Origin of the sequence: Mycobacterium sp. 29Ha, assembly GCF_032883055.1 — a bacterium.
Taxonomy (GTDB): domain Bacteria; phylum Actinomycetota; class Actinomycetes; order Mycobacteriales; family Mycobacteriaceae; genus Mycobacterium; species Mycobacterium gallinarum.
The window spans coordinates 46514-69964 of the sequence record NZ_JAMQTI010000006.1 but is presented as its reverse complement, the minus strand read 5'-3'; the positions used below and the strand labels follow the sequence as shown (position 1 = coordinate 69964).

General features: G+C 66.1%; 26 protein-coding genes. 20 read left to right on the top strand and 6 right to left on the bottom strand.

What is annotated here, in order from left to right; genetic code table 11:
* The first annotated feature begins 6 nt into the window (after positions 1-6).
* The 3 genes from M1248_RS09540 (at position 7) to secA (ending at position 4577) form a co-directional block, all read left to right on the top strand.
* A complete protein-coding gene (locus M1248_RS09540) occupies positions 7-645 on the top strand; it encodes a ComF family protein (protein ID WP_317148194.1) in 639 nt (212 codons plus the stop codon).
* A 325-nt stretch (positions 646-970) separates the two neighbouring features.
* Positions 971-1648, top strand: coding sequence for a ribosome hibernation-promoting factor, HPF/YfiA family (gene hpf / locus M1248_RS09535; RefSeq protein ID WP_163736260.1), 678 nt, complete (start codon positions 971-973; stop codon positions 1646-1648).
* 112 nt (positions 1649-1760) lie between these two features.
* Positions 1761-4577, top strand: coding sequence for a preprotein translocase subunit SecA (gene secA / locus M1248_RS09530; RefSeq protein WP_163736265.1), 2817 nt, complete (start codon positions 1761-1763; stop codon positions 4575-4577).
* Between the two features lie 14 nt (positions 4578-4591).
* Here the strand turns inward: secA and M1248_RS09525 are convergent, their stop codons facing one another.
* Positions 4592-5107, bottom strand: a complete 516-nt coding sequence (locus tag M1248_RS09525; RefSeq protein ID WP_317148193.1) for an Rv3235 family protein — start codon at positions 5105-5107, stop codon at positions 4592-4594.
* A gap of 188 nt (positions 5108-5295) precedes the next feature.
* On the opposite strand from M1248_RS09525, the gene M1248_RS09520 reads away from it, so the two are divergent.
* The 6 genes from M1248_RS09520 to M1248_RS09495 all read left to right on the top strand — a co-directional run bounded on the left by M1248_RS09520 (position 5296) and on the right by M1248_RS09495 (position 11966).
* Positions 5296-6705 (top strand): WS/DGAT/MGAT family O-acyltransferase, encoded by a 1410-nt coding sequence (locus M1248_RS09520; protein ID WP_163686762.1) that lies wholly within the window; start codon positions 5296-5298, stop codon positions 6703-6705.
* Positions 6706-6799: 94 nt separating this feature from the next.
* Positions 6800-8506: a BCCT family transporter gene (locus M1248_RS09515; RefSeq protein WP_232076744.1), complete on the top strand. Its 1707-nt coding sequence runs from the start codon at positions 6800-6802 to the stop codon at positions 8504-8506.
* A 9-nt stretch (positions 8507-8515) separates the two neighbouring features.
* Complete coding sequence (locus M1248_RS09510) at positions 8516-9013, top strand: DUF6912 family protein (protein ID WP_163686760.1); 498 nt, start codon at positions 8516-8518, stop codon at positions 9011-9013.
* A 52-nt stretch (positions 9014-9065) separates the two neighbouring features.
* A complete protein-coding gene (locus M1248_RS09505) occupies positions 9066-10229 on the top strand; it encodes a ferredoxin reductase (RefSeq protein ID WP_163736277.1) in 1164 nt (387 codons plus the stop codon).
* Between the two features lie 69 nt (positions 10230-10298).
* Positions 10299-11546, top strand: coding sequence for a fatty acid desaturase family protein (locus M1248_RS09500; protein WP_163686758.1), 1248 nt, complete (start codon positions 10299-10301; stop codon positions 11544-11546).
* A gap of 192 nt (positions 11547-11738) precedes the next feature.
* A complete protein-coding gene (locus tag M1248_RS09495; protein ID WP_317148192.1) occupies positions 11739-11966 on the top strand; it encodes a hypothetical protein in 228 nt (75 codons plus the stop codon).
* Between the two features lie 48 nt (positions 11967-12014).
* On the opposite strand, the gene rsgA is transcribed toward M1248_RS09495, so the two are convergent.
* Both rsgA and aroA read right to left on the bottom strand, forming a co-directional pair.
* On the bottom strand, positions 12015-12998 hold the full coding sequence (gene rsgA / locus M1248_RS09490) for a ribosome small subunit-dependent GTPase A (protein WP_163736283.1): 984 nt from the start codon (positions 12996-12998) through the stop codon (positions 12015-12017).
* Positions 12995-14269, bottom strand: coding sequence for a 3-phosphoshikimate 1-carboxyvinyltransferase (aroA, locus tag M1248_RS09485; protein WP_317148191.1), 1275 nt, complete (start codon positions 14267-14269; stop codon positions 12995-12997). The genes rsgA and aroA overlap by 4 nt, the downstream gene beginning before the upstream one ends.
* Before the next feature lie 44 nt (positions 14270-14313).
* Here aroA and M1248_RS09480 point away from each other — a divergent pair, with 44 nt between their 5' ends.
* The 7 genes from M1248_RS09480 to M1248_RS09450 all read left to right on the top strand — a co-directional run bounded on the left by M1248_RS09480 (position 14314) and on the right by M1248_RS09450 (position 18749).
* Positions 14314-15099, top strand: coding sequence for an SOS response-associated peptidase (locus M1248_RS09480; RefSeq protein WP_317148190.1), 786 nt, complete (start codon positions 14314-14316; stop codon positions 15097-15099).
* A gap of 55 nt (positions 15100-15154) precedes the next feature.
* Positions 15155-15376 (top strand): hypothetical protein, encoded by a 222-nt coding sequence (locus tag M1248_RS09475; protein WP_317148189.1) that lies wholly within the window; start codon positions 15155-15157, stop codon positions 15374-15376.
* On the top strand, positions 15373-16239 hold the full coding sequence (locus M1248_RS09470; RefSeq protein WP_317148188.1) for an oxygenase MpaB family protein: 867 nt from the start codon (positions 15373-15375) through the stop codon (positions 16237-16239). Before M1248_RS09475 ends, M1248_RS09470 begins: the two co-directional genes overlap by 4 nt.
* Positions 16236-16484 carry a hypothetical protein gene (locus M1248_RS09465; RefSeq protein WP_163736297.1) on the top strand — a complete coding sequence of 83 codons (249 nt, stop codon included), beginning with the start codon at positions 16236-16238 and terminating at the stop codon, positions 16482-16484. The genes M1248_RS09470 and M1248_RS09465 overlap by 4 nt, the downstream gene beginning before the upstream one ends.
* A gap of 62 nt (positions 16485-16546) precedes the next feature.
* Positions 16547-17128 (top strand): TetR/AcrR family transcriptional regulator, encoded by a 582-nt coding sequence (locus tag M1248_RS09460; RefSeq protein WP_317148187.1) that lies wholly within the window; start codon positions 16547-16549, stop codon positions 17126-17128.
* Between the two features lie 5 nt (positions 17129-17133).
* The gene (locus M1248_RS09455) at positions 17134-17991 is read left to right on the top strand and encodes an enoyl-CoA hydratase/isomerase family protein (RefSeq protein WP_163736303.1); all 858 of its coding nucleotides are present in this window, start codon (positions 17134-17136) and stop codon (positions 17989-17991) included.
* Positions 17992-18029: 38 nt separating this feature from the next.
* Positions 18030-18749: a YqjF family protein gene (locus M1248_RS09450; RefSeq protein ID WP_317148186.1), complete on the top strand. Its 720-nt coding sequence runs from the start codon at positions 18030-18032 to the stop codon at positions 18747-18749.
* Here the strand turns inward: M1248_RS09450 and M1248_RS09445 are convergent.
* Positions 18746-19594 (bottom strand): NAD(P)-dependent oxidoreductase, encoded by an 849-nt coding sequence (locus M1248_RS09445; protein WP_317148185.1) that lies wholly within the window; start codon positions 19592-19594, stop codon positions 18746-18748. The two genes, M1248_RS09450 and M1248_RS09445, sit on opposite strands and share 4 nt — an antisense overlap.
* Before the next feature lie 103 nt (positions 19595-19697).
* The gene (locus M1248_RS09440; protein WP_317148184.1) at positions 19698-20213 is read right to left on the bottom strand and encodes an aminoacyl-tRNA deacylase; all 516 of its coding nucleotides are present in this window, start codon (positions 20211-20213) and stop codon (positions 19698-19700) included.
* Between the two features lie 210 nt (positions 20214-20423).
* Here M1248_RS09440 and M1248_RS09435 point away from each other — a divergent pair, with 210 nt between their 5' ends.
* Entirely contained in the window at positions 20424-21074 is a 651-nt protein-coding gene (locus M1248_RS09435; RefSeq protein ID WP_163738511.1) for a sigma-70 family RNA polymerase sigma factor, read from the top strand.
* On the top strand, positions 21071-21376 hold the full coding sequence (gene rsrA / locus M1248_RS09430; RefSeq protein WP_163686746.1) for a mycothiol system anti-sigma-R factor: 306 nt from the start codon (positions 21071-21073) through the stop codon (positions 21374-21376). Before M1248_RS09435 ends, rsrA begins: the two co-directional genes overlap by 4 nt.
* 3 nt (positions 21377-21379) lie before the next feature.
* On the opposite strand, the gene M1248_RS33355 is transcribed toward rsrA, so the two are convergent.
* Positions 21380-21472, bottom strand: coding sequence for a 50S ribosomal protein bL37 (locus M1248_RS33355; protein ID WP_014208825.1), 93 nt, complete (start codon positions 21470-21472; stop codon positions 21380-21382).
* A 169-nt stretch (positions 21473-21641) separates the two neighbouring features.
* Between M1248_RS33355 and M1248_RS09425 the strand changes: the two genes are divergently transcribed.
* Both M1248_RS09425 and M1248_RS09420 read left to right on the top strand, forming a co-directional pair.
* Complete coding sequence (locus M1248_RS09425; RefSeq protein WP_014208824.1) at positions 21642-21857, top strand: biotin/lipoyl-binding carrier protein; 216 nt, start codon at positions 21642-21644, stop codon at positions 21855-21857.
* A 32-nt stretch (positions 21858-21889) separates the two neighbouring features.
* Positions 21890-23398, top strand: coding sequence for a sensor histidine kinase (locus M1248_RS09420; protein WP_317148183.1), 1509 nt, complete (start codon positions 21890-21892; stop codon positions 23396-23398).
* Positions 23399-23451: the final 53 nt, after the last annotated feature.

Below are 23451 nucleotides of genomic sequence, written 5' to 3'. Positions count from 1 at the left end.
GCGGGCATGCTCGATCTGGTCCTGCCGCTGGAGTGCGGCGGCTGCGGCGCACGCTCGACGCGGTGGTGCGACATCTGCGCCAAAGACCTGGCCGTCAAGCCAGACGAACCGCACCTCGTCAGCCCTCGCGTCGACCCCGGCATACCCGTCTTCTCGCTCGGCCGCTATGCGGGCGCACGTCGCCAAGCGATCGTCGCCGTCAAGGAGCATGGCCGCGCCGACCTCGTCGAGCCGCTCGGCGGCGCGCTCGGCGCGGGGCTGGATCACATGCTGACCTGGGGCGTCGTCGAGACGCCGCTCACCGTGGTGCCTGCACCGACACGTCGGTGGGCGGCCAGGCGCCGCGGCGGGGACCCGGTCACCCGCATCACCCTTGCCGCGACCTCCGGGGAGCCCGACGTCACCGTGGTTCCAGCGCTGCGCACGCGAGCCTTCGTCGCCGATTCTGCAGGCCTCTCCAGCGCCGACCGCCAGCGCAACATCGCGGGCCGGGTGAAGCTGGTACGCCCCGCCGGCCTCTTGGCAGGGGACGTCGTGGTCGTCGATGACGTCGTGACGACGGGCGCCACCGCGTCTGAATCTGTCCGTGTCCTGCAGCGGGCCGGCGTAGCTGTGGCGGCTGTGCTGGCTATCGCCACTGCCTGACCGCCGGTGGTGACGGTCCCGGTAATTACTCCGGCATCAAGGGGATGTGAAGAACTGAAAACAGGTCCTGAAAACTCAGTGGATTTTGTGGCACGACCGGGTGAACACGGACTACCGTCGGGATCAACCACCCGTGAATGCCTCACGGCGGCGCATCACCAACCAGCGCCGGCATCGCCCACCAGCGGTAGGAGGTGAGTAGACGACACCTTGCACCGGCGGGCCGCGACTAAGGCATAAGACATGCAGGTCCCCTCGGCGCGTATCCACATCCAGCCGGGCACGCTGACGCGTGCGGACGCGAAAGAGAAACGAGTTGCCAAGTATGTCAACCCATTCCATTGGCTCGGACCAATCAACGCTGGCCACCGACGAGACGCCCGAAGCCGAACCGCGAGCCGAGATCGTCGTCAAGGGTCGCAACGTCGAGATTCCCGAGCACTTCCGCATCTACGTCTCAGACAAACTCTCTCGCCTGGAACGACTCGACCGCACCATCTACCTCTTCGACGTCGAGCTGGACCATGAACGCAATCGGCGCCAGCGCAAGAACTGTCAGCACGTCGAGATCACCGCGCGCGGCCGCGGCCCGGTAGTCCGGGGTGAGGCCTGCGCCGACAGCTTCTACGCCGCGCTGGAGTCCGCGGTCTGCAAACTCGAGAATCGACTCCGGCGCAGCAAGGACCGTCGCAAGATCCATTACGGCGACAAGACCCCCGTTTCGCTGGCCGAGGCGACCGCGATCGGCCCCATGCCCGACACCCTCAACGGTTCCGGATCGGAATCACCGCAGGTGGACGCGGCCATGCTGGACGACCACGAACCTGGACGCATCGTGCGCACCAAGGAGCACCCGGCCACACCGATGACCACCGACGACGCCCTGTCGCAGATGGAGCTGGTCGGCCACGATTTCTTCCTGTTCCATGACAAGGAGAGCGACAAACCGTGTGTGGTGTACCGCCGCCACGCCTACGACTACGGGTTGATCCGGCTCGCGTAGCCGGTGGGCTGATTCGGCTGGCCTGACGCGTCTAGGCAGCGCGGCGTGCCACGTCGCTACCATGGGTTGAGCTCTATCAGATCCAACCCATTTGGAAAGCCTGAGGAATAGCGTGCTGGATAAGTTGCTCCGTCTCGGTGAAGGCCGCATGGTCAAGCGCCTCAAGGGGGTGGCTCAGTACGTCAACACCCTGTCCGACTCCGTGGAGAAGCTCTCCGACGCCGAGCTGCGGGCCAAGACGGACGAGTTCAGAAAGCGGTACGAGGGCGGCGAGAGCCTCGATGATCTGCTGCCGGAGGCGTTCGCCGTCGCTCGTGAGGCGGCGTGGCGCGTGTTGGACCAGCGCCATTTCGACGTCCAGGTGATGGGTGGCGCCGCGCTGCACTTCGGCAACGTCGCGGAGATGAAGACCGGTGAAGGCAAGACCCTTACCTGTGTGTTGCCTGCCTATCTGAACGCGCTGGCCGGCAACGGTGTGCACGTCGTCACGGTCAACGACTACCTCGCCAAACGTGACGCCGAGTGGATGGGCCGCGTGCACCGATTCCTCGGCCTCGATGTCGGCGTCATCCTGTCCGGCCTGACGCCCGACGAGCGACGCGTCGCCTATGGCGCCGACATCACCTACGGCACCAACAACGAATTCGGCTTCGACTATCTGCGCGACAACATGGCGCACTCCCTGGAGGACCTGGTCCAGCGGGGCCACAACTTCGCGATCGTCGACGAGGTCGACTCGATCCTCATCGACGAGGCCCGTACCCCGCTGATCATCTCGGGCCCGGCAGATGGCGCGTCGAACTGGTACACCGAGTTCGCGCGGCTCGCCCCGCTGATGGAGAAGGACGTCCACTACGAGGTCGACATCCGCAAGCGGACCATCGGCGTGCACGAGATCGGCGTCGAATTCGTCGAGGATCAGCTCGGCATCGACAACCTCTACGAGGCCGCCAACTCCCCGCTCGTCAGCTACCTCAACAACTCGATCAAGGCCAAAGAGTTGTTCACGCGCGACAAGGACTACATCGTGCGCGACGGCGAGGTGATCATCGTCGACGAGTTCACCGGCCGCGTGCTGGTCGGGCGCCGCTACAACGAGGGCATGCACCAGGCGATCGAGGCCAAGGAGCACGTCGAGATCAAGGCCGAGAATCAGACGCTGGCCACCATCACGCTGCAGAACTACTTCCGCCTCTACGACAAGCTCGCCGGCATGACGGGCACCGCCCAGACCGAGGCGTCCGAGCTGCACGAGATCTACAAGCTCGGTGTGGTCAGCATCCCGACCAACAAGTCGATGATCCGCGACGACCAATCGGACCTGATCTACAAGACCGAAGAGGCCAAGTACATCGCGGTCGTCGACGACGTCAGCGAGCGGTACGAGAAGGGTCAGCCGGTGCTGATCGGCACCACCAGTGTGGAGCGCTCGGAGTACCTGTCTCGTCAGTTCACCAAGCGCCGCATCCCGCACAACGTGCTCAACGCCAAGTATCACGAGCAGGAGGCCAGCATCATCGCCGAGGCCGGGCGCCTGCGCGCGATCACGGTGGCCACCAACATGGCCGGCCGCGGTACCGACATCGTGCTCGGCGGCAACGTCGACTTCCTGGTCGACAAGAAGCTGCGCGACCAGGGTCTGGACCCGGTCGAAACGCCTGAGGACTACGAAGCGGCGTGGCACAAGCTGCTGCCCCAGGTGAAGGCGGAGGCGGCCGACGAGGCCGAGGGCGTGCGAGCGGTCGGCGGTCTCTACGTGCTCGGCACCGAACGCCATGAGTCCCGCCGTATCGACAACCAGCTGCGCGGTCGCTCGGGCCGCCAGGGCGATCCGGGCGAGTCCCGGTTCTATCTCTCACTCGGTGACGAGCTCATGCGGCGGTTCAACGGTGCGACGCTGGAGTCGCTGCTGACCCGGCTGAACCTGCCCGACGATGTGCCGATCGAGGCCAAGATGGTCAGCCGCGCGATCAAGAGCGCGCAGACGCAGGTCGAGCAGCAGAACTTCGAGGTCCGCAAGAACGTCCTGAAGTACGACGAAGTGATGAACAAGCAGCGCATGGTCATCTACGACGAGCGCCGCCGGATCCTGGAGGGCGAGAACCTCGCCGACCAGGCTCACAAGATGCTCATCGACGTGGTGACGGCCTACGTGAACGGTGCGACCGCCGAGGGCTACTCCGAGGATTGGGACCTCGAGCAGCTGTGGACCGCGCTGAAGCAGCTGTACCCCGTGGGCATCGACCATCACGACCTCATCGACTCCGACGCCGTCGGCGAGCCCGGCGAGCTGACCCGCGAAGAGCTGCTCGACGCGCTGATCAAGGACGCGGAGCGCGCGTACGCGGTCCGCGAGAAGGAGCTCGAGGAAATCGCCGGCGAGGGCGCGATGCGTCAGCTGGAACGCAACGTGTTGCTCAACGTGGTCGACCGCAAGTGGCGCGAGCATCTCTACGAGATGGACTACCTCAAGGAGGGCATCGGCCTGCGCGCGATGGCGCAGCGCGACCCGCTGGTCGAGTACCAGCGTGAGGGCTACGACATGTTCATCGGCATGCTCGATGCCATGAAGGAGGAGTCGGTCGGCTTCCTGTTCAACGTGTCGGTCGAAGCCGCGCCCGCACCGGCGGTGGCGCCGGTCGCCGCGCCGCAGGGACTCGCGGAGTTCGCGCAGGCCGCCGCTGCCAAGGCTCAGGAGGGCACCCAGGGTGGAGTCGCCACCAAGGAGCGTCCGGCGCCGACCGGCATACAAGCCAAGGGAATTGACAACGAACCGCCACCGATGACCTACAGCGGCCCTGCCGAGGACGGGTCAACCGAGGTCAGGCGCACGGGCGGGGGCGGTAAGCATGCCGCATCCACCGGCTCACGCAGGGAACGGCGGGAGGCCGCGCGTCAGCAGGCCCGCGAAACCAAGCGGCGCGGCTAGGGCGGGTCGCCGGCTCAGCCGATCTGCAGAGCGACGATGCGCCAGCGATCCCGGTAAAGCTCGATGCGTGCGGCCAGCGCACGCACCCGCGGCCCATTGGTGAACGTCCCGAACACCTCGGCTTCGGTGCCGTCGGTGCCGTCGACGATGCGCAGCCGCACCCGGTGCAGCCTCGCGACGGTGCGCACCCCTGTCGTGCGATCGTTCCGACTATGCGAGGACCGGCTCAACTCGATGACCGTGTCGATCAGCGCGGGCGCCAGCAGTGGCCGCAGCTGCGCCACCGGCCTGCGCCGATCGATCACCTCGAGCACCCTTCGCAACGCGGCATCGGCGAACATGACGGCGGTGCGCGGCGGATCCGCTTCCCGAACCGCCGCCCCGTATCGCGCGGGCGACGACGGCCGCGAGGCACGACGGTGCAGCACCGGCTTCGATCGGCATGCCGCCAAGCCGACGGGCTGCGGCTCGTAGTCGACTACCGGCGATACCAATGGTGCACCCGGCTTAGGGGTCGGGGGTGTGGTCATGAAATGCTCTCCGGCGATTGACGGGGCAGGGACGGCATCTGCCGGAGAGTTGCAGACCTGTTCATGATCGCACGGTTTGCAGTGGGTTCTCTGCACCCGTGCTGCGCAGCGACAGGATTGGTCGCTACGTTGGTAATCAGAACCACCGCGGCCGAGAACCGCGTAGTCAACGAGGGGGCGTCGCGGCGATGGTGACCAGGTTGTCGGCCTCCGACGCGGCGTTCTTCCGTATGGAGAACACGTCGACGCCGATGTATGTGGGGTCGCTGTCGATTCTGCGCAAGCCGCGCAATGGACTGAGCTACGAAACCCTGCTCGAAACCGTCGAGCAGCGGCTCCCACAGATTCCGCGCTACCGCCAGAAGGTTCGCGAAGTGACCCTCGGACTGGCGCGCCCCGTCTGGGTGGACGACCCCGACTTCGATATCACCTACCACATTCGCCGTTCGGCCCTGCCGTCTCCGGGCAGCGACAACCAGCTGCACGAACTGATCGCACGGCTGGGCTCCCGGCAGTTGGACAAGTCCAGGCCCCTGTGGGAGATGTACCTGATCGAGGGTCTGGCCAAGAACCGGATCGCGATCTACACCAAGTCGCATCAGGCGCTGGTGAACGGGATGACGGCGCTGGAGATCGGACACGTCATCGCCGACCGCACGCAGAAGCGCCCGGAGTTCGGTGAGGATATCTGGATTCCGGCGCGCGAACCCAGTGACCGCGGACTGCTGTTCGGCGCCGTCGGCGAATGGGTAACCCGTCCCGCCGAACAAATCGGGGAGCTGCGCTCGGCGGTCACCGGTGTCGTCACCAATGCCGGTCAACTGGCCGACGTCGGCAGGCGATTCGTCGACGTGGTCCGTACCGCCGCGCGTGGCACCGCGCCGAACAGCCCGCTGAACACCACGGTGTCCCGCAACCGCCGGTTCGCGGTGGCCAGCGGCGACCTGGAGGATTTCCGCCTGGTCCGGGCCCGGTACGACTGTGACGTCAACGACGTGGTGCTCGCGGTGGTGGCGGGTGCGTTGAGAAACTGGCTGCTGTCCCGCGGCGAGCCGGTTTCGGCGACCACGACGATGCGCGCGATGGCCCCGATGTCGGTCTACCCCGACGCCGACCTCGACACGACGGGGCCCGGCCAGGCGATCAGCGAGGTATCGCCGTTCCTCGTGGATCTTCCGGTAGGGGAGGGCAATGCGGTCGTCCGGCTGTCGCAGATCGCGCACACCACCGAGTCGCACCCCACCGCCGCCAGTTTGGTCGACGCCAGGACCATTGTCACGTTGTCGGGCTTCGCGCCACCGACGTTGCACGCCATGGGCATTCGCGTGGCAACGGGCTTCTCGGCGCGCCAGTTCAACCTCCTGATCACCAATGTTCCTGGCGCGCAGAAGCAGATGTACGTCGCGGGCGCCAAGTTGCTCGAGACCTATTCGGTACCACCGCTATTGCACAACCAGGTCCTTGCCATCGGTGTGACGTCGTACAACGGCATGCTCTATTTCGGTATCAACGCCGACCGCGACGCGATGAGCGACGTCGACATGCTGCCGGCCCTGTTGCGCGAATCGCTGGATGAATTGCTCGAAGCCGCACGATGAACGGTCGCATTTCTGATCTTGGTTGAAATTCAGCCGCGGTGGGAATGGCTCATCGGTGAGCATCGACGCCGAGCACCCAAAACCGAAGACGTCCATCCGGCGGACCCTCTCGTCGCCCACTGACCGGGTCGTTCCGCATCCAGTCCTGGATGTACCCGTCGAAGAAGCCGCGTACACGCGGTCGCGCGGAGTGGACTGGGTCGTCTTCGGGGTCACCGCAGTCATCGCGGTCGGGTTTCTGGTCTGGGGCTTCGTCAGCACCCCGTCGCTGGCCGACGCGTCGGGCAGCGCGCTGACCTGGGTCATGGACAACACCGGTTGGTTGTTCGTCCTGACGGGCTCGGGGTTCGTGGTTTTCGTGCTCTGGCTGGCGCTCGGCCGCTACGGAACCATCCCGCTGGGCCGCGACGATGAGGAGCCCGAGTTCAACGGAGTGTCCTGGATCGCCATGATGTTCTCCGCAGGCATGGGGATCGGGCTGATGTTCTTCGGTGTCGCCGAGCCCCTGACGCACTTCACCACCCCGCCGCCGGGAACCGGCGACGCGGGTAATCCGGAGGCGGTCCAGAACGCATTGGCGACCACGCTGTTCCACTGGACCCTGCACCCCTGGGCGATCTACGCGGTCGTCGGGCTGGCGATCGCGTACGGCGTGTACCGGAAGGGCCGGCTACAGCTGATCAGCGCGGCGTTCGAGCCGCTGCTGGGCGCACGCGCAAATGGCCCGTGGGGCAAGGTCATCGACATGTTGGCGATCTTCGCCACGCTGTTCGGATCAGCGGCATCGCTCGGGCTGGGGGCGCTGCAGATCCGTAGCGGCCTGCAGATCGTCGGCGGAATCGGCGAATCCGGCAACACGATCCTGATCGTGATCATCACCGTGCTGACAATCGCGTTCGTACTGTCCGCGGTGTCGGGGATCGCCCGCGGCATCCAATGGTTGTCGAACATCAACATGGTACTGGCCGTCTCGCTGGCGCTGTTCGTATTCGTCGTCGGCCCAACGGTTTTCATCCTCAACCTGATGCCGACCGCGATGGCCAGCTACCTGGGCGACATAGCGATGATGTCCGCGCGCACCGGGGCCGAGGGCGCCGAGGTGAACACCTGGCTGCAGGCGTGGACCATCTTCTACTGGGCATGGTGGGTGTCCTGGACGCCGTTCGTCGGCATGTTCATCGCACGGATCTCGCGTGGGCGCACCATCCGGCAGTTCGTCGCGGGGGTGCTGCTGGTGCCCAGCCTGGTTTCGCTGGTGTGGTTCGCGGTCTTCGGTGGAGCCGCGATCAAGCTCCAGCAGGAAGGCGTCGACCTCGCGGGCGAGGGCAGCATCGAGGCGCAGCTGTTCGGTCTGCTCGACCAATACCCGATAGCGACGGTCGCGAGCGTTCTGGTGATGGTGCTGGTCGCGATCTTCTTCGTCTCCGGCGCGGACGCAGCGTCGATCGTGATGGGTTCGCTATCCGAACGGGGGACCATCAAACCGGGCCGGGGCACCGTCATCTTCTGGGGTGTCGCGATGGGAGCGGTGGCGGCCGTGATGCTGCTGGTCGGCGGAGAAGACGCGCTGAAGGGGCTGCAGACCATCACCATCATCGCGGCTTTGCCCTTCCTGCTCGTCATGGTCGGCCTGGCGGTCGCGCTGGTGAAAGACCTGCGCAACGACCCGAAGGTGGTGCGGCGGCAGTACGCGTCCGAAGCGGTCAACAACGCCGTCGTCAGCGGGGTCACACAGCACGGCGACGATTTCGTGATCGTGGTCGAGAAGGATCCCGAAGCCGGCAAGAGCGGAGCCGGTTAACCTTCGGACGTGCGCGTCTACGTCCCAGCGACCCTGGCCATGTTGCAGCAGCTCGTCGCGGACCAAATGTTGCACGCCCGCAGCGGAACGGCGTTCGCGGTGACGCCGACGCTGCGCGAGGCCTATGCCCAGGGCGACGACGACGAATTGGCCGACGTGGCGCTGCGTGAGGCGGCACTCGCGTCGCTGCGACTGCTCGCAGGGGAGGGCGCATCGGACATGCCGTCGCGCCGGGCGGTGGTGGTGGCCGAGGCCGGTGACCTGACACCTCGGCCCGATCTCGACGACGCGGTGGTGCGGCTGTCCGGCCCGATCGCATTCAGCGACGTGATCGCGGCGTACGTCGACAACGCCGATGCCGAGCCCGCGGTGGTGGCCGCAATCGAGGCCGTCGACGACGCTGACCTGGGTGACGAAGACGCCGAGTTCGTGGTCGGCGATGCCCAAGACCATGACTTGGCCTGGTACGCCCCGCAGGAGCTGCCGTTCCTGCTCGAGCTGCTGTGACGGCGGTAACTGTATTGAGTACGGGACCGTAAGTTACGGTACCGTAGGTTGCGTGGCCAAGAACTCGATAAAGATCTCGGCTAATGTCGCCGACACGGCCCGAGCGGGTGTCGTCGGTGAGAAGCACCCGGCCTGGCATGCGCTGCGTACCGTCGCTCAGCGGATCACCACACCACTGCTACCCGACGACTACCTCAAACTCGCCAACCCGCTGTGGTCGGCGCGTGAACTGCGCGGCCGAGTGGTGGAAGTGCGCCGCGAGACCGAGGATTCGGCGACCCTCGTCATCAAGCCGGGGTGGGGCTTTTCCTTCAACTACCAACCGGGCCAGTACATAGGCATCGGACTGCTGGTCGACGGACGCTGGCGTTGGCGGTCGTACTCGCTGACCTCGAGCCCGGTCACGGCCGGCGCCACGGGACCGGTGATTTCCAGGTCGAGGCGCACGATCACGATCACGGTCAAGGCCATGCCCGAGGGATTCCTTTCGACCCACCTCGTCGGCGGGGTCGCACCCGGCACGATCGTGCGACTGGCCGCACCGCAGGGCAACTTCGTGATGCCCGACCCGGCTCCGGCGAAGGTGCTGTTCATCACCGGCGGTTCGGGCATCACCCCGGTGATGTCGATGCTGCGTACCCTGACCCGTCGCGATCAGATCACCGATATCGTCCACTTGCATTCGGCGCCAACGGAATCCGATGTGCTCTTCGCGACGGAGCTGGCGGACCTGCAGCGCGGTCATGAGGGGTACCGCTTACGACTGCGTGCCACCCGAACCGAGGGTCGCCTGGATCTGTCTCGCCTCGACCATGAGGTGCCCGACTGGCGCGAGCGCCACGTCTGGGCGTGCGGCCCCGAGGGCATGCTCGACGCCGCTGAGCGCGTGTGGTCGGCCGCGGGCATCGCCGATCAACTGCACCTGGAACGTTTCGCGGTGTCCAAGGCCGCGGCACACGGTCAGGGCGGCACCGTGGAGTTTGCACGCAGCGGTAAGACCGTGACGGTGGACGCCGCGACGCCGTTGATGGATGCCGGCGAGGGTGCCGGTGTGCGGATGCCATTTGGCTGCCGGATGGGCATCTGCCAATCCTGTGTCGTGGGCCTGCTCGACGGGCACGTCCGTGACCTGCGTACGGGCGCCGAACACGAGCCGGGCACCCGGATACAGACCTGTGTTTCCGCAGCTTCGGGCGACTGCGTACTGGACGTATAAGGTTTACCGACCAGTAACCTACGGGTACGTAGGTTACGATAACGTAGGTATTTGAGAGGAGGTTTGACGATGGCAATCACTGACGTTCCTGAATTCGCGCATCTGTCCGAAGCGGACATCGAGAGTCTGGCTGTTGAGCTGGATTCCATCCGCCAGGACATCGAAGACTCCCGCGGCGAGCGCGACTCGCGCTACATCCGCCGCACCATCGCCGCCCAGCGTGCTCTCGAGTTGGCGGGTCGACTGACGCTGGCCGCGAGCTCGCGCCGCTCGGCGTGGTGGGCGGGCACCGTCACCCTGGGCGTGGCCAAGATCATCGAGAACATGGAAATCGGCCACAATGTCATGCACGGCCAGTGGGATTGGATGAACGATCCCGAGATTCACTCCTCGACGTGGGAGTGGGACATGAGCGGGTCGTCCAAGCACTGGCGCTTCACCCACAACTTCATGCATCACAAGTACACAAACATCCTGGGCATGGACGACGACGTGGGCTACGGCGTCATTCGGGTCACGCGCGACGCGAAGTGGAAGCCGTTCAACCTTTACGGCAACCTGCTCTTCAACACCCTGCTGGCCATCGGCTTTGAATGGGGTGTGGGGCTGCAGCACCTGGAGCTGGGCAAGATCGCCAAGGGCGGCGACGACCGTGCCGCAACGATGAAACGCGTGCGCGAGTTCGGCGTGAAGGCCGGCCACCAGGTCGCCAAGGATTACGTGGTGTGGCCGGCGCTGACGTCGCTGTCCCCGGGTGCGACTTTCATGTCGACGCTGAAGGCCAACGCGGTTGCCAACGTCATCCGCAATGTGTGGGCCAACGCCGTGATCTTCTGCGGCCACTTCCCCGACGGCGCAGAGAAATTCACCAAGACCGACATGGTCGGCGAGAGCAAGGGTCAGTGGTACCTGCGCCAGATGCTGGGCAGTGCCAACTTCGAAGCGGGTCCTGCACTGCGGTTCATGAGCGGCAACCTGTCCCATCAGATCGAGCATCACCTGTACCCGGACCTGCCGAGCAACCGGTACGAGGAGATCTCGATCCGGGTGCGCCAGTTGTGCGACAAGTACGACCTGCCGTACACGACGGGCAACTTCCTCGTGCAGTACGGCAAGACGTGGCGCACCATCGCCAAGTTGTCGCTGCCGGACAAGTACCTGCGCGCCACCCGCGACGATGCACCGGAGACCCGCAGTGAGCGGATGTTCGACGAACTCGAGCCCGAGCAGCGACGTGGGCTCAAGTCGGCGATCTCCGCAGTGCGCGCACGACGTCGCGAGAAGCGGCTGCAAAGCGGGCGGGAACTCGCCGCCTGATCTGATCGACCGAGAAAGCCCTTCCCGTTTCGGGGAGGGCTTTTTCGTGTCCGCCGATCGGGGGACACGCGAATCCCCCGGTGGACCGGCTGATCGCCCGACATACACCGACACCAGGAGGCGGCAATCTTGAGTCATCGCAGGCACACCCCGGCGATATGGCCGAAAGCCAACTCACACAGGAGTATCGACATGAAGAACCACACCTTCGCCAAGACCGTCGCCCGCATCGCACTGCCGCTGGCCATCGGCGCCGCCGCGCTGGGCATGGCCGGCATCGCCAACGCCCAGACCCAAGAACCGGTCGGCCCCGGCTACCAGTACGCCCCCACGACCACCGCGCACCCCGCCCCCCAGGCGCCCACCACCCATCACGGCGTGGGCCGTGTCGAGGAAATGGTCCCCGGCTATCACCGCTGAGCCCACACCTTCAGAGGCCCTCTCCGCAAGGAGAGGGCCTCGCTCTTTTCAGTGACCCTCCCGCAGCGCCGCCAGCAGTCGGCGCGCGGCGGCGACCCGAACGGCGGCGGGACCGGTCAGCGTGTCGAGTGCACATTCGGGGTCGGCAGGCGGGCCCATGTGGCCGCAGCCCCTCGGGCAGTCGTTGATCGCCTCGGCCAGATCGGAGAAAGCGAGCATCACATCATCGGGTTCGATGTGTGCCAGGCCGAATGACCGGATCCCGGGAGTGTCGACCACCCAGCCACCGACACTCAGCGGGAGCGCGACTGATTGCGTCGAGGTATGCCTGCCCCGGCCCATGTCCGTCACCTCGCCTGTTGCCCGATCCGCCTCCGGGACAAGGCGATTCACCAACGTCGACTTACCGACCCCGGAATGTCCGAGGAGTACCGTTATCTTGCCGGCGAGCAGCGGGGCCACGGCGTCCAGTGGATCGTCTCTTCCGGCGGTCGTGACTGTGAGATCAAGGTCGGCGAATTCGGCGGCGAACGGCTCGGGGGGTGCGAGGTCGGTCTTGGTCAGGCACAGAATGGGTTCCAGGCCGCCGGCGTATGCGGCGATGAGTGCGCGCTGCACCAGACCTGTGCGCGGCGGCGGGTCGGCGAGAGCGACCACGATCAGCAGCTGATCGGCGTTGGCGACGACGACGCGTTCGGTTGGATCGGTGTCATCGGCGGTGCGGCGCAACACCGTTCGCCGCTCGCCGCGTCGGACGATGCGAGCCAGCGTGTCCTGCTTGCCCGAGACGTCGCCGACGATGCCGACGTCGTCGCCGACGACGATGGGCGTGCGCCCCAGTTCGCGCGCTCGCATGGCGGTGACCAGGCGGTCGGGGTCGTGGTCGAGCGCACATCCCCACCGGCCGCGGTCGACGGTGACGACCATGGCTTCGTGGGCGTCGGCGTGATCCGGGCGGTTCTTGGTGCGCGGCCGCGATCCTCTGCCCGGACGGACCCGGACGTCGGACTCATCGTACTCGCGAGGGCTCAATCGCCCGCCAGCATGTCGGCCCACATCTGCGGGAAGTCGGGCAGCGTCTTCGCGGTGGTGCCGATGTCGTCGACCTCGACGCCGTCGACGCGCAACCCCACGATGGCTCCGGCGGTGGCCATCCGGTGATCGGCGTACGATCGCCACAGCCCGCCATGCAGCGGACTCGCGGTGATCAGCAGACCGTCGGGCGTCTCCTCACATTTTCCGCCGAGGCCGTTGATCTCTGCGGAAAGTGCTGCAAGCCGGTCGGTTTCGTGCCCGCGCAGATGCGCGACACCGCGTAGCTGCGACACCGACCCGTCTGGGGCGACGGCAGCGAGCGCGGCCACCGCAGGTGTCAGCTCACCCACGTCGTGAAGATCGACGTCGATGCCCGTATAGGACTCGGGTCCCTGCACCTCGAGATACGAATCACCTTGGCGGACAACTGAGCCCAGGTTCTTGAGAACCCTCAGGATCGTGTCGGCGGGCTGGATGCTGGCCGGCGGCCACCCGATGATGCGGACGGCGCCTCCGGAGACCACCGCGGCAGCCAGGAACGGGACCGCGTTGGAGAGGTCGGGCTCGACGATCCAGTGCCTGGCGGCGATCGGGCCGGGGGAGACGTGCCACCGGTTGGGGAGCGTGTCGTCGACGTCGACTCCGGCGTCGCGAAGCATGGCGATCGTCATCGCGATGTGCGGGGCCGAGGGCACCGACTCCCCGGTGTGCACGATGGTCAAGCCTTCGGTGAACGCCGCACCGGAGAGCAGCAGACCCGACACGAACTGTGAGGACGACGATGCGTCGATCTCGACCGTCCCGCCCGCCACTGACCCGGACCCGTGGACGGTGAACGGCAGCGCGTCACCCTCGACGTCGACACCGAGATTGCGCAGAGCATTGAGCAGCGGAGCGATGGGCCGGGACCGGGCCTGCTCGTCGCCGTCGAACGTCACCGTCGTCGTGCTCAGCGCCGCCACCGGTGGTACGAACCGCAGGACGGTGCCGGCCAGGCCGCAGTCGATGCGGGTGCCCGGCTGCGGGTCGATCGCGCCGCTGAGGGTCAGTTCGGTGTCGGCGCCGTCGACCGTGACACCGAGCGCGGCGACCGCGCCGATCATCAGATCGGTGTCGCGACTGCGCAGCGCGCCGCTGATCGTCGACGTGCCGTTCGCCGTCGCCAGCGCCGCCAGCACCAGCGCGCGATTGGTCAGCGATTTGGACCCCGGCACGGCGACCGTCGCATGCACGGGACGTGAGGTCGACGGTGCCTGCCAGTTGCTCACGGCTCTATCCTGCCTTGTCGGTTCGGCGTGCCAACATGGGATATATGTGTGGACGATTCGCGGTGACCACCGATCCGGCGTTGTTGGCCGAGAAGATCCAGGCGATCGACGAGAGCGTGGCGGCGGCCAAGAAGGACGCGCCGGCCGCCAATTACAACGTCGCGCCCACGACGACGATCAACACCGTCGTGAAACGGCACAGCGAGCCCGACGACGAGTCGACCCGTCGGCTGCGGTCGATGCGCTGGGGTCTCGTCCCGCCGTGGGCCAAGACCGCCGAAGACGGCGGTCCGGACATCAAGGGACCGCTGTTGATCAACGCGCGTTCGGAAAAACTCACCACCTCGCCCGTCTTCCGGAACTCGGCGAAGAGCAAGCGGTGCCTCATACCGATGGACGGTTGGTACGAATGGCGGCCCAACGGAGAGGCTTCGTCTTCCAAGGCCCGCAAGGCGGCTCCCAAGACGCCGTTCTACATGTACGGCGGCGATGGTGAGCCGCTGTTCATGGCCGGTCTGTGGTCGACGTGGCGCCCCCGGGACGCGCCGAAGGACTCGGCGCCGTTGTTGAGTTGCACCATCATCACCACCGACGCCGCGGGCCCACTGGCCGAGATCCACGACCGGATGCCGCTGACCATCAGTGAACCCGACTGGGACCGCTGGCTCGACCCGGACGCGCCGATCGACGAGGGGCTGCTGCGTGGCCATGGTGACCTGGACCGGATCGAGATCCGTGAAGTGTCCCGGCTGGTCAACAGCATTCGCAACAATGGCCCCGAGTTGATCGAGCCCGCCGAGCCCGAACCCGAACAGGCCACGCTGCTGTAGCGGACTTTCCGGCATATACCGCCGCTCAAGGCGGAATAGCCATTAACATAGCTGCATGCTCGCGGCTGCCAGGAAGGTCCTCGCCTTCGAGATGACCATCGCCGAGTGGATCGGTACCGGGGCGATGCTCGCGGTTCCCTACCTGCTCATCGGCATGGCGTGGACGGCTATCGTCGGCGACCAGATCGGCTGGGACGGGTCCGCGCGGATCATGTCGATTCTCGCATCGATCGCCTCGTGGCCGGTGTTGATCGTCCCGGCAGTGTGCACGATATGACCGCTGAACGCTGCCGCATCACCATCCGCAGGCGCACGCCCAGGTGGGACCCCGACGAACAGGTCACCGCGGCCGATGCAATGGATTTCTGGTCGTTCGCCGCGGGAGCGGCCAACGTCATCATGCAGCTGTCGCGTCCCGGGGTGGGCTACGGCGTCGTCGAAAGCAAGGTGGACTCGGGCAATCTGCTCAAGCATCCGTGGAAGCGGGCGAGGACGACGTTCCAATACCTCGCGGTCGCGATCATTGGCACGCCGCGGGACCGCGCGGCTTTCCGTGAGGCCGTCAACGGTGCGCATCGGCACGTCAAGTCCACCCCGGACAGCCCGGTGCGTTACAACGCTTTTGACCGCGACCTCCAGATGTGGGTGGCGGCGTGCCTGTTCGTGGGACTGGAAGACACGTATCAACTACTGCGTGGTGAGATGACCGCTGAACAGGCCGAGCAGTTCTACCAGTCGGCATGGACGCTGGGCACGACGCTGCAGGTGACCGAGGACCAATGGCCGCCCACCCGAGCGGAATTCGATTCGTACTGGGCCACGGCGTGCACTCGGGTCAGCATCGATGATCACGTCCGCGGCTATCTGTTCGACCTGCTGAACCTGCACATGATCAACCCCGTGCTGGGCCTGCCATTCCGGCCGTTGCTCAAATTCCTCACCATCGGATTCCTGGCACCGGTCTTCCGTGATGCCATGGGTGTGCAGTGGGGTGATTTCCGGCAGTGGCTCTTCGAAAGTCTTTTCCTGGTAGTCGCTTTGGCGAACCGATTCCTGCCGGTGTTCGTCCGTCAGGGCGGCAGTTACGTCCTGCTGGCAGATGTGCGGCGCCGGGTGCGCCGAGAACGCGCGTTGGTGTGAGCATTCTGCGCCGGGTGCTGAGCCGGAAGGTGAGCGTGGCGGCGATGATCGAATTCGCGCTGTGGCTTGCGATTCCGTACCTGCTCATCGGGCTGGTGTGGGCTTTCTTCGACGCCGAGCAGGTGCAACTGTTCGACACCGCGTTCCGCGTCCGGTTGCCCGCCGGTTCCGAGATCCTGGCCTTCGTCCAGACTGCGGTCATGTGGCCTCAGCTCATGCTCGGTGCCCACGTCTGCGCAGCGTGAAAGGGGCAAGCCTCGCCGTCCACTAATACCGAGAAATCCTCGGTATTGATAGAGTATTGCTCGTGCCTCGAACAAGCGTGGACGCACGGGCCCGATTGTTGAACGTGGCGCGCCGGCGGTTCGCGATCAATGGGGCACTTTCAGCGACCTTGGACGAGGTGCGGCGCGAGGCCGAGGTGAGCGTCGGCGCGCTCTATCACCACTTTCCCGACAAGCTGTCGCTGGCGACCGCCGTCTACGCGCAATTGATGAGCGAGTACCAGGCGGGGTTCACCACGATGCTGCGCGAACACGCTACGGCCGAGGGAGGTATTCGTGGCGGTGTGAGGTATCACCTGCGATGGGTGACCGCACACCGCGGCGAGGCCGCGCTGTTGCTGGGTTCCCGGCTGGACAGTGACGAGCTGCGGCATTGCAACAGCGTGTTTTTCGAGGCGGTCCGGGACTGGTGGCGCCCGCACCAGGCTTACGGGGCGCTAAGACCGCTGGATATCGGGATCACCGCCGCGCTGTGGCTCGGGCCTGCACAGGAGTTCTCGCGCTATTGGGTGGCGGGCTCAGCGGCCAGGCTTCCGCGCGGCGCCGTCGATACGTTCGCTGATGCAGCCTGGACGGCGTTGCGCGCCAATGAAACTGAGGAGTAACCACCATGAAGAGCGAAGCCGATTCCCTGTACCGGCGGTTGCTGGCCGAAGGCGACGCCACTGACGCTCCGGAACGGGTGCGGGTGGACCGCCGCGGTGACCGAGCGGTCGTCACGCTCGACGAGCCGCAGCGGCTAAACGTGCTCTCCGCGCCGCTGGTACGACAACTGCGTCGGGCGCTGACCGCCCTGGATGCCGACCCCGACGTGCGATCCATCGTCATCACCGGTTCCGATCCGGGTTTCAGCGCCGGCGGCGACCTGAAGATGATGGGCGCGGCCATCGAGAACCGCGATGCCCCGGAGGGCGGCGCCGACGTATGGCGTTGGATCAGACGGGAATTCGGCGGCATCGCCCGGCTCATCGCCGGTTCGGACACCCTGTTCGTCGCCGCGCTCAACGGCCCCGCTGCCGGTGTCGGATTGGCGTGGGCGATGACGTGCGACCTCGTCATCGCCAGTGAACGGGCCGTGATCGTGCCCGCCTTCGGTCGGCTTGGACTCATTCCTGAGGTCGGGACCAGTTGGGCGCTGACCCGACGGCTGGGCTATCAGGGAGCGTTGGCGTTCTACCTGCGCGGCGAGCACATCGATGCTGAGACCGCCTTGCGTCTTGGGCTGGTGCAGCAGGTGGTCGCTCACGGCGAGCTGCTGAACGCGGCCGACGAATGGTGCTCGCGCATCGCTGACATGCCCCCGCATGCGATGGCGATGACGAAGCCGCTGCTGCGCGCCGCCGCCGACGCAAGCTGGAATGACGCGCTCACCTTCGAAGAGTTCGCCGAACCGACGTGCTTCACCACCGCGGCCTTCGCGGACAACGTGCACGGCATGCTCGGCGGTCGCCAACGGACATCGTCGTAGCGCGAAGACATGGCCCCCGCGCGTGCCACGATGGCGCGGTGAGCTTTCAGGTCACCGCGCCGCCGCTGCCGCGGCCCGTGCTGTTCGACCAGTTCTGGAGCGACCTCACCTTCGTCCACTGGCCGGTCCAGCCGCAGCGCGTCGCGCACCTGTTTCCGCCGGGCACCCGCCCGGACGTGTTCTCCGACGGCCTCACCTATGTGGCGCTGGTGCCGTTCGTGATGCGCCACAGCGCGTTGGGCACGTCGCTGCGACTGCCGTACTTCGGACGCTTCGCCGAGACCAACATCCGGCTGTACTCGGTGGACGACGCCGGCCGACACGGCGTGCTCTTCAGGTCACTGGAGACCGAGCGACTGGCCGTGGTGGGGCTCACGCGAGCGCTGATGGGAGTTCCGTACACCTGGGCGAAGATGCGCGTCATCCAGCGCGACGGTGATATCACGTATACAAGTGAGCGGCGCTTGCCGACCAGGGGACTGCGCAGCAGACTCAGCGTTCGGATCGGCGACCCGGTGACGCCGACGCCGCTGGAGGTGTGGCTCACCGCGCGCTGGGGCGGGCACACCCGAAAGGCCGGACGCACGTGGTGGGTGCCCAACGAACATGGCGAGTGGCCGCTGCGCGAGGCACACATCCTCGACTTGGAGGATGATCTGCTCGCCGCGAGTGGAGTGGACGTCGTGGGCGAACGAATGCGCGGGCTGTACTCGCCGGGTGTGCATGCGCGCTTCGGAAGACCAACGAAGGTGAACTAGGGGCCGGCGTATCCGGGCGGGTTCGGTGTGTCCACCCACAGATCGACACCGAGTTCGGCACCGGGCACGCAGTCGTAGACCGACAGATCGGTGACCCCGGACTCCAGCAACACGTCCTCGCACAGCAGGGTGTTGCCGGTGTACTCGCGGGCCGGCTTGTTGAGGATCACGTACGCGGCATCGGAGTACACCTCCGGCTTGCGGGCCCGGCCCATGGCCTCGTCGCCGCCTAGCAGGTTCTGCACCGCCGCCGTCGCCACCATTGTGCGGGGCCACAGCGTATTGGAGGCGATGCCCGTATCGCGCATCTCCTCGGCAATTCCCAAGGCGCACAGCGTCATCCCGTATTTGGCCATCATGTAGGCCGTGGGCTTGAGCCACTTGGGCTCCAACCGGATCGGCGGCGACAGCGTCAGGATGTGCGGATTCTCGCGTCCCATCATGTGGGGAATGCACGCCTGCGACACCGAGTACGTGCCACGCACCTGGATCCCGTTCATCAGGTCGAACCGCTTGAGTGGGACCTCGGTCACCGAACCCAGGTTGATCGCCGAGGCGTTGTTGACGCAGATGTCGATCGCGCCGAACTGCGCGACCGCCGCCTCCACTGCCGATGCGACCGAGTCGCCGTCGCGGATGTCGCCGACGATCGGCAGCGCCTGGCCGCCCGCCTGCTCGATCTCCTTGGCCGCGGTGTAGACGGTGCCTTCGAGCTTGGGGTGTGGTTCGGCCGTCTTTGCGACCAGCGCGATGTTCGCGCCGTCGGCGGCCGCGCGCTTGGCGATCGCCAGCCCGATACCGCGGCTGGCTCCGGAGATGAACATGGTCTTCCCTGAGAGCGACATGGCCTCACCCTATGACTCCGGCCGACGCACCCCAGCGCGAACGTGGGTTACCGGCACACCTTTGGCCCCAAAAGCGTGCGGGTAACCCACGTTCGGCAGATGGTCAGGCGCGGATGGCGGCGGTCGTCGCGTTGGTCAGTGCGATCAGATCCCGCGGATGCACCGCGACGTCCCAGCCTCGCTTGCCCGCGCTGCACAGTATGCGATCCCAGGTCAGAGCCGACTCGTCGACAACTGTGGGCAGGGTCTTGCGCTGGCCGAACGGCGAGATCCCGCCGATCACGTATCCGGTCGAACGTTCGGCGGCCGCGCGTTCAGTCATCGTGGCCTTCGGCGCGCCCAGCGCGGTGGCGGTCGCCTTGAGCGAGAGCTTGGCGGGCACCGGCAACACGGCGACGCCGAGTCTGATGTCGCGGCCGCCGCTCCGGGGCCCCGCCGGCATTGCCACCACCAGCGTTTTGAACACTTGCTCAGGGTCGACGCCCTCCATGTGCGCCAGCGCGAACGCGGCCTCCTCGCCGAAAGACGAATTGCGGGGGTCGTGGTGGTACTGCAGGACCTCGTGGGGCACCCCGGCTGCCACCAGGACCGCGAGCGCAGGAGTTGCCGCACGAGTCACGGGCTCGAGCGTAGTGCGGGAACAAGCCCGGCCGGTGGCACTGTTATTGACGGGAGTTAGGGCTGCCAGCAGCGGCAGCCGGGAAAGATGTCCGTCTCAACCTCTACGATCGAAGGAGGGGTCAAGGTGCCAGCACTTGCCTTAGAGCGTCCGGTGGACCTGCCGGGCCTGTTTGGTGGCGCCGCAACAGAAGGGACGGTGCTTCCCGCGATGAGCGACATTGACGGGTCGGGGTCCGATTCGGCGCCCGCGAGATCGGACGAGTCAGACGCCGAGCTGACCGCCCGGTTCGAGCGTGACGCGATACCTTTGCTCGACCAGCTGTACGGCGGCGCGCTGCGCATGACGCGAAATCCGGCGGACGCCGAGGACCTGCTGCAGGAAACCATGGTGAAGGCGTATGCAGGCTTCCGCTCGTTCCGCGAGGGCACGAACCTCAAGGCGTGGCTGTACCGGATCCTGACCAACACTTACATCAACAGCTACCGCAAGAAGCAGCGCCAGCCTGCGGAGTATCCGACCGAAGAGATCACCGACTGGCAGCTTGCGGCCAACGCCGAGCATTCGTCGACCGGGCTGCGCTCGGCCGAGGTGGAGGCTTTGGAGGCCCTTCCGGACAGCGAGATCAAGGACGCGCTGCAGGCGCTGCCCGAGGAGTTCCGGATGGCGGTGTACTACGCCGACGTGGAAGGGTTCCCGTACAAGGAGATCGCCGAGATCATGGATACCCCGATCGGCACCGTCATGTCCCGGTTGCACCGGGGCAGGCGTCAGCTGCGCGAATTGCTCGCCGACGTGGCCCGCGACCGCGGATTCATTCGCGGCGGGCAGGTCGAGGCACCTGAGGAGGTTTCGTCATGAGCTCGACCCACGACGAAGAGCGCTGGCAGCCGCCGGTCGGTCCAGTCGACCCGGAGCATCCGGAGTGTGCTGCGGTGATCGCCGAGGTGTGGACGCTGCTCGACGGTGAATGCACCGCCGAAACCCGCGACAAGCTGCGCCATCACCTCGAAGAGTGCCCCGCGTGCCTACGCCACTACGGCGTGGAGGAGCGCGTGAAGAAGCTGATTGCGAACAAGTGCGGCGGGGAGAAAGCCCCAGACAGCCTGCGTGAGCGGCTGCGCATCGAGATAAGCCGCACCACCATCATCCGGCGCGGTTAGCCGCTACTTGACGGCCTTCGAGCCCGCATTGGGCCGTTTTCCGTGGTTGGCCTTCGAGTGCTTGCGGTCGCGCTTCTTACGGCCACGCTTGGCCATGGTCGTCCTCCATTCGATACAGGGGATTGTGGAGCCCGCATCCAGCGGGTGCTCGTAGCTATTCTCTCACGGCCTGGCGACAACTCTGTCGGGCCGGTGGTGTGGTTCGATATGAGCGTCAGGTACGCGGAGCCAGGTGCCGACGACATAGGACTCCGAAGGGGTGAAGATGGCCGAGGATGTTCGCGCCGAGATCGTGGCCAGTGTGCTCGAGGTCGTGGTGAACGAGGGCGATCAGATCGGCGAGGGCGACACCCTGGTGCTGCTGGAGTCGATGAAGATGGAGATCCCGGTGCTGGCCGAGGTCGCAGGCACCGTAAGCAAGGTCAGCGTTTCGGTCGGCGACGTGATCCAGGCCGGCGACCTCATCGCCGTGATCAGCTGATGCGGGTCCGACGACCGCAACAGTGAGGCCCGATGTCCACCCTCGGTGACCTGCTCGCCGAGCACACCATGCTGCCGGGCAATGCCGTTGACCACCTGCATGCGGTGGTGGGTGAGTGGCAGCTACTGGCCGACCTCTCATTCGGTGACTTCCTGATGTGGGTGCGTCGCGATGACGGTGCGCTGGTGTGCGTGGCGCAGGTCCGACCGAACACCGCGCCGACGGTGCTACTCGCCGACGCCGTCGGCACCCTGAACCAGGCACATGAGATGCCCGTCGTGGCCGATGCGTTCGACTCGGGCGCCATCGGAAGACAAAACCCGGCGGGCTACAAGGATTTGCAGGAGGATCCCCCCAGCCTCAACGTGGAGGCTGTTCCGGTGCGCTACAACAACAACGTGGTTGCGGTGCTGACGCATCAGACCGCACTGGCGGCGCGCAAAGCGAGTCCGCTGGAAAGCGCGTACCTCGACTGCGCCGACGACCTGCTGCTGATGCTGTCCGAAGGCACCTTCCCGAATGTCGGTGACGTCGCCATGTCGCGCTCGAGCCCACGCGTCGGAGACGGCTTCATCCGCCTCAACGGAACCGGCATCGTCACGTTCGCCAGTCCGAACGCCATCTCGGCCTACCACCGGATGGGCCTTGCGGCCGAACTCGAGGGACACAACCTGGTCACCGTGACCCGGCCGCTGATCTCGGACCCGTTCGAAGCCCAGGAACTGGCCGACCACGTCCGTGACTCGCTGGCCGGCGGTTCGAGCATGCGGATGGAAGTTGACGCCGGCGGTGCCGCGGTGTTGCTGCGCACGCTGCCGCTTGTGGTGCACGGCAACGCTGTTGGGGCCGCCGTGCTGATCCGCGACGTGACCGAGGTCAAGCGCCGCGACCGCGCGCTGCTGTCCAAGGACGCGACGATCCGCGAGATCCACCATCGGGTCAAGAACAATCTGCAGACGGTCGCCGCCCTGCTGCGACTGCAGGCGCGGCGCACCAACAACGCCGAGGGTCGCGAGGCGCTGATCGAGTCGGTGCGCCGGGTGTCCTCGATCGCGTTGGTGCACGACGCGCTGTCGATGTCGGTGGACGAAGAGGTGAACCTCGACGAGGTCATCGACCGAATCCTGCCGATCATGAATGACGTTGCGGCTCCGGTTGATTCGGACAACCCCATCCGGATCAACCGGGTCGGCGAACTAGGTGTACTCGACGCCGACCGGGCCACGGCCTTGATCATGGTGATCACCGAACTGGTGCAGAACGCCATCGAGCACGCCTTCGACAGGTCCACTCAACAGGGGTGCGTGACGATCCGCGCGGAACGTTCGGCCCGTTGGCTCGATGTGGTGGTACACGACGACGGCCGCGGACTGCCCGAAGGCTTCAGCCTGGAGAAGTCCGATCGGCTCGGACTGCAGATCGTGCGGACGCTGGTGTCAGCGGAATTGGACGGTTCGCTCGGTATGCACGAAGTGGACTCCGGCGGTACGGATGTGGTGTTGCGGGTGCCGATCGGGCGCCGCGCCCGTCTAGCGCAGTAGGTAACTTGTGTCGACCGATGAAATTTGACATCGACTGACGCCATTCTCGCGAA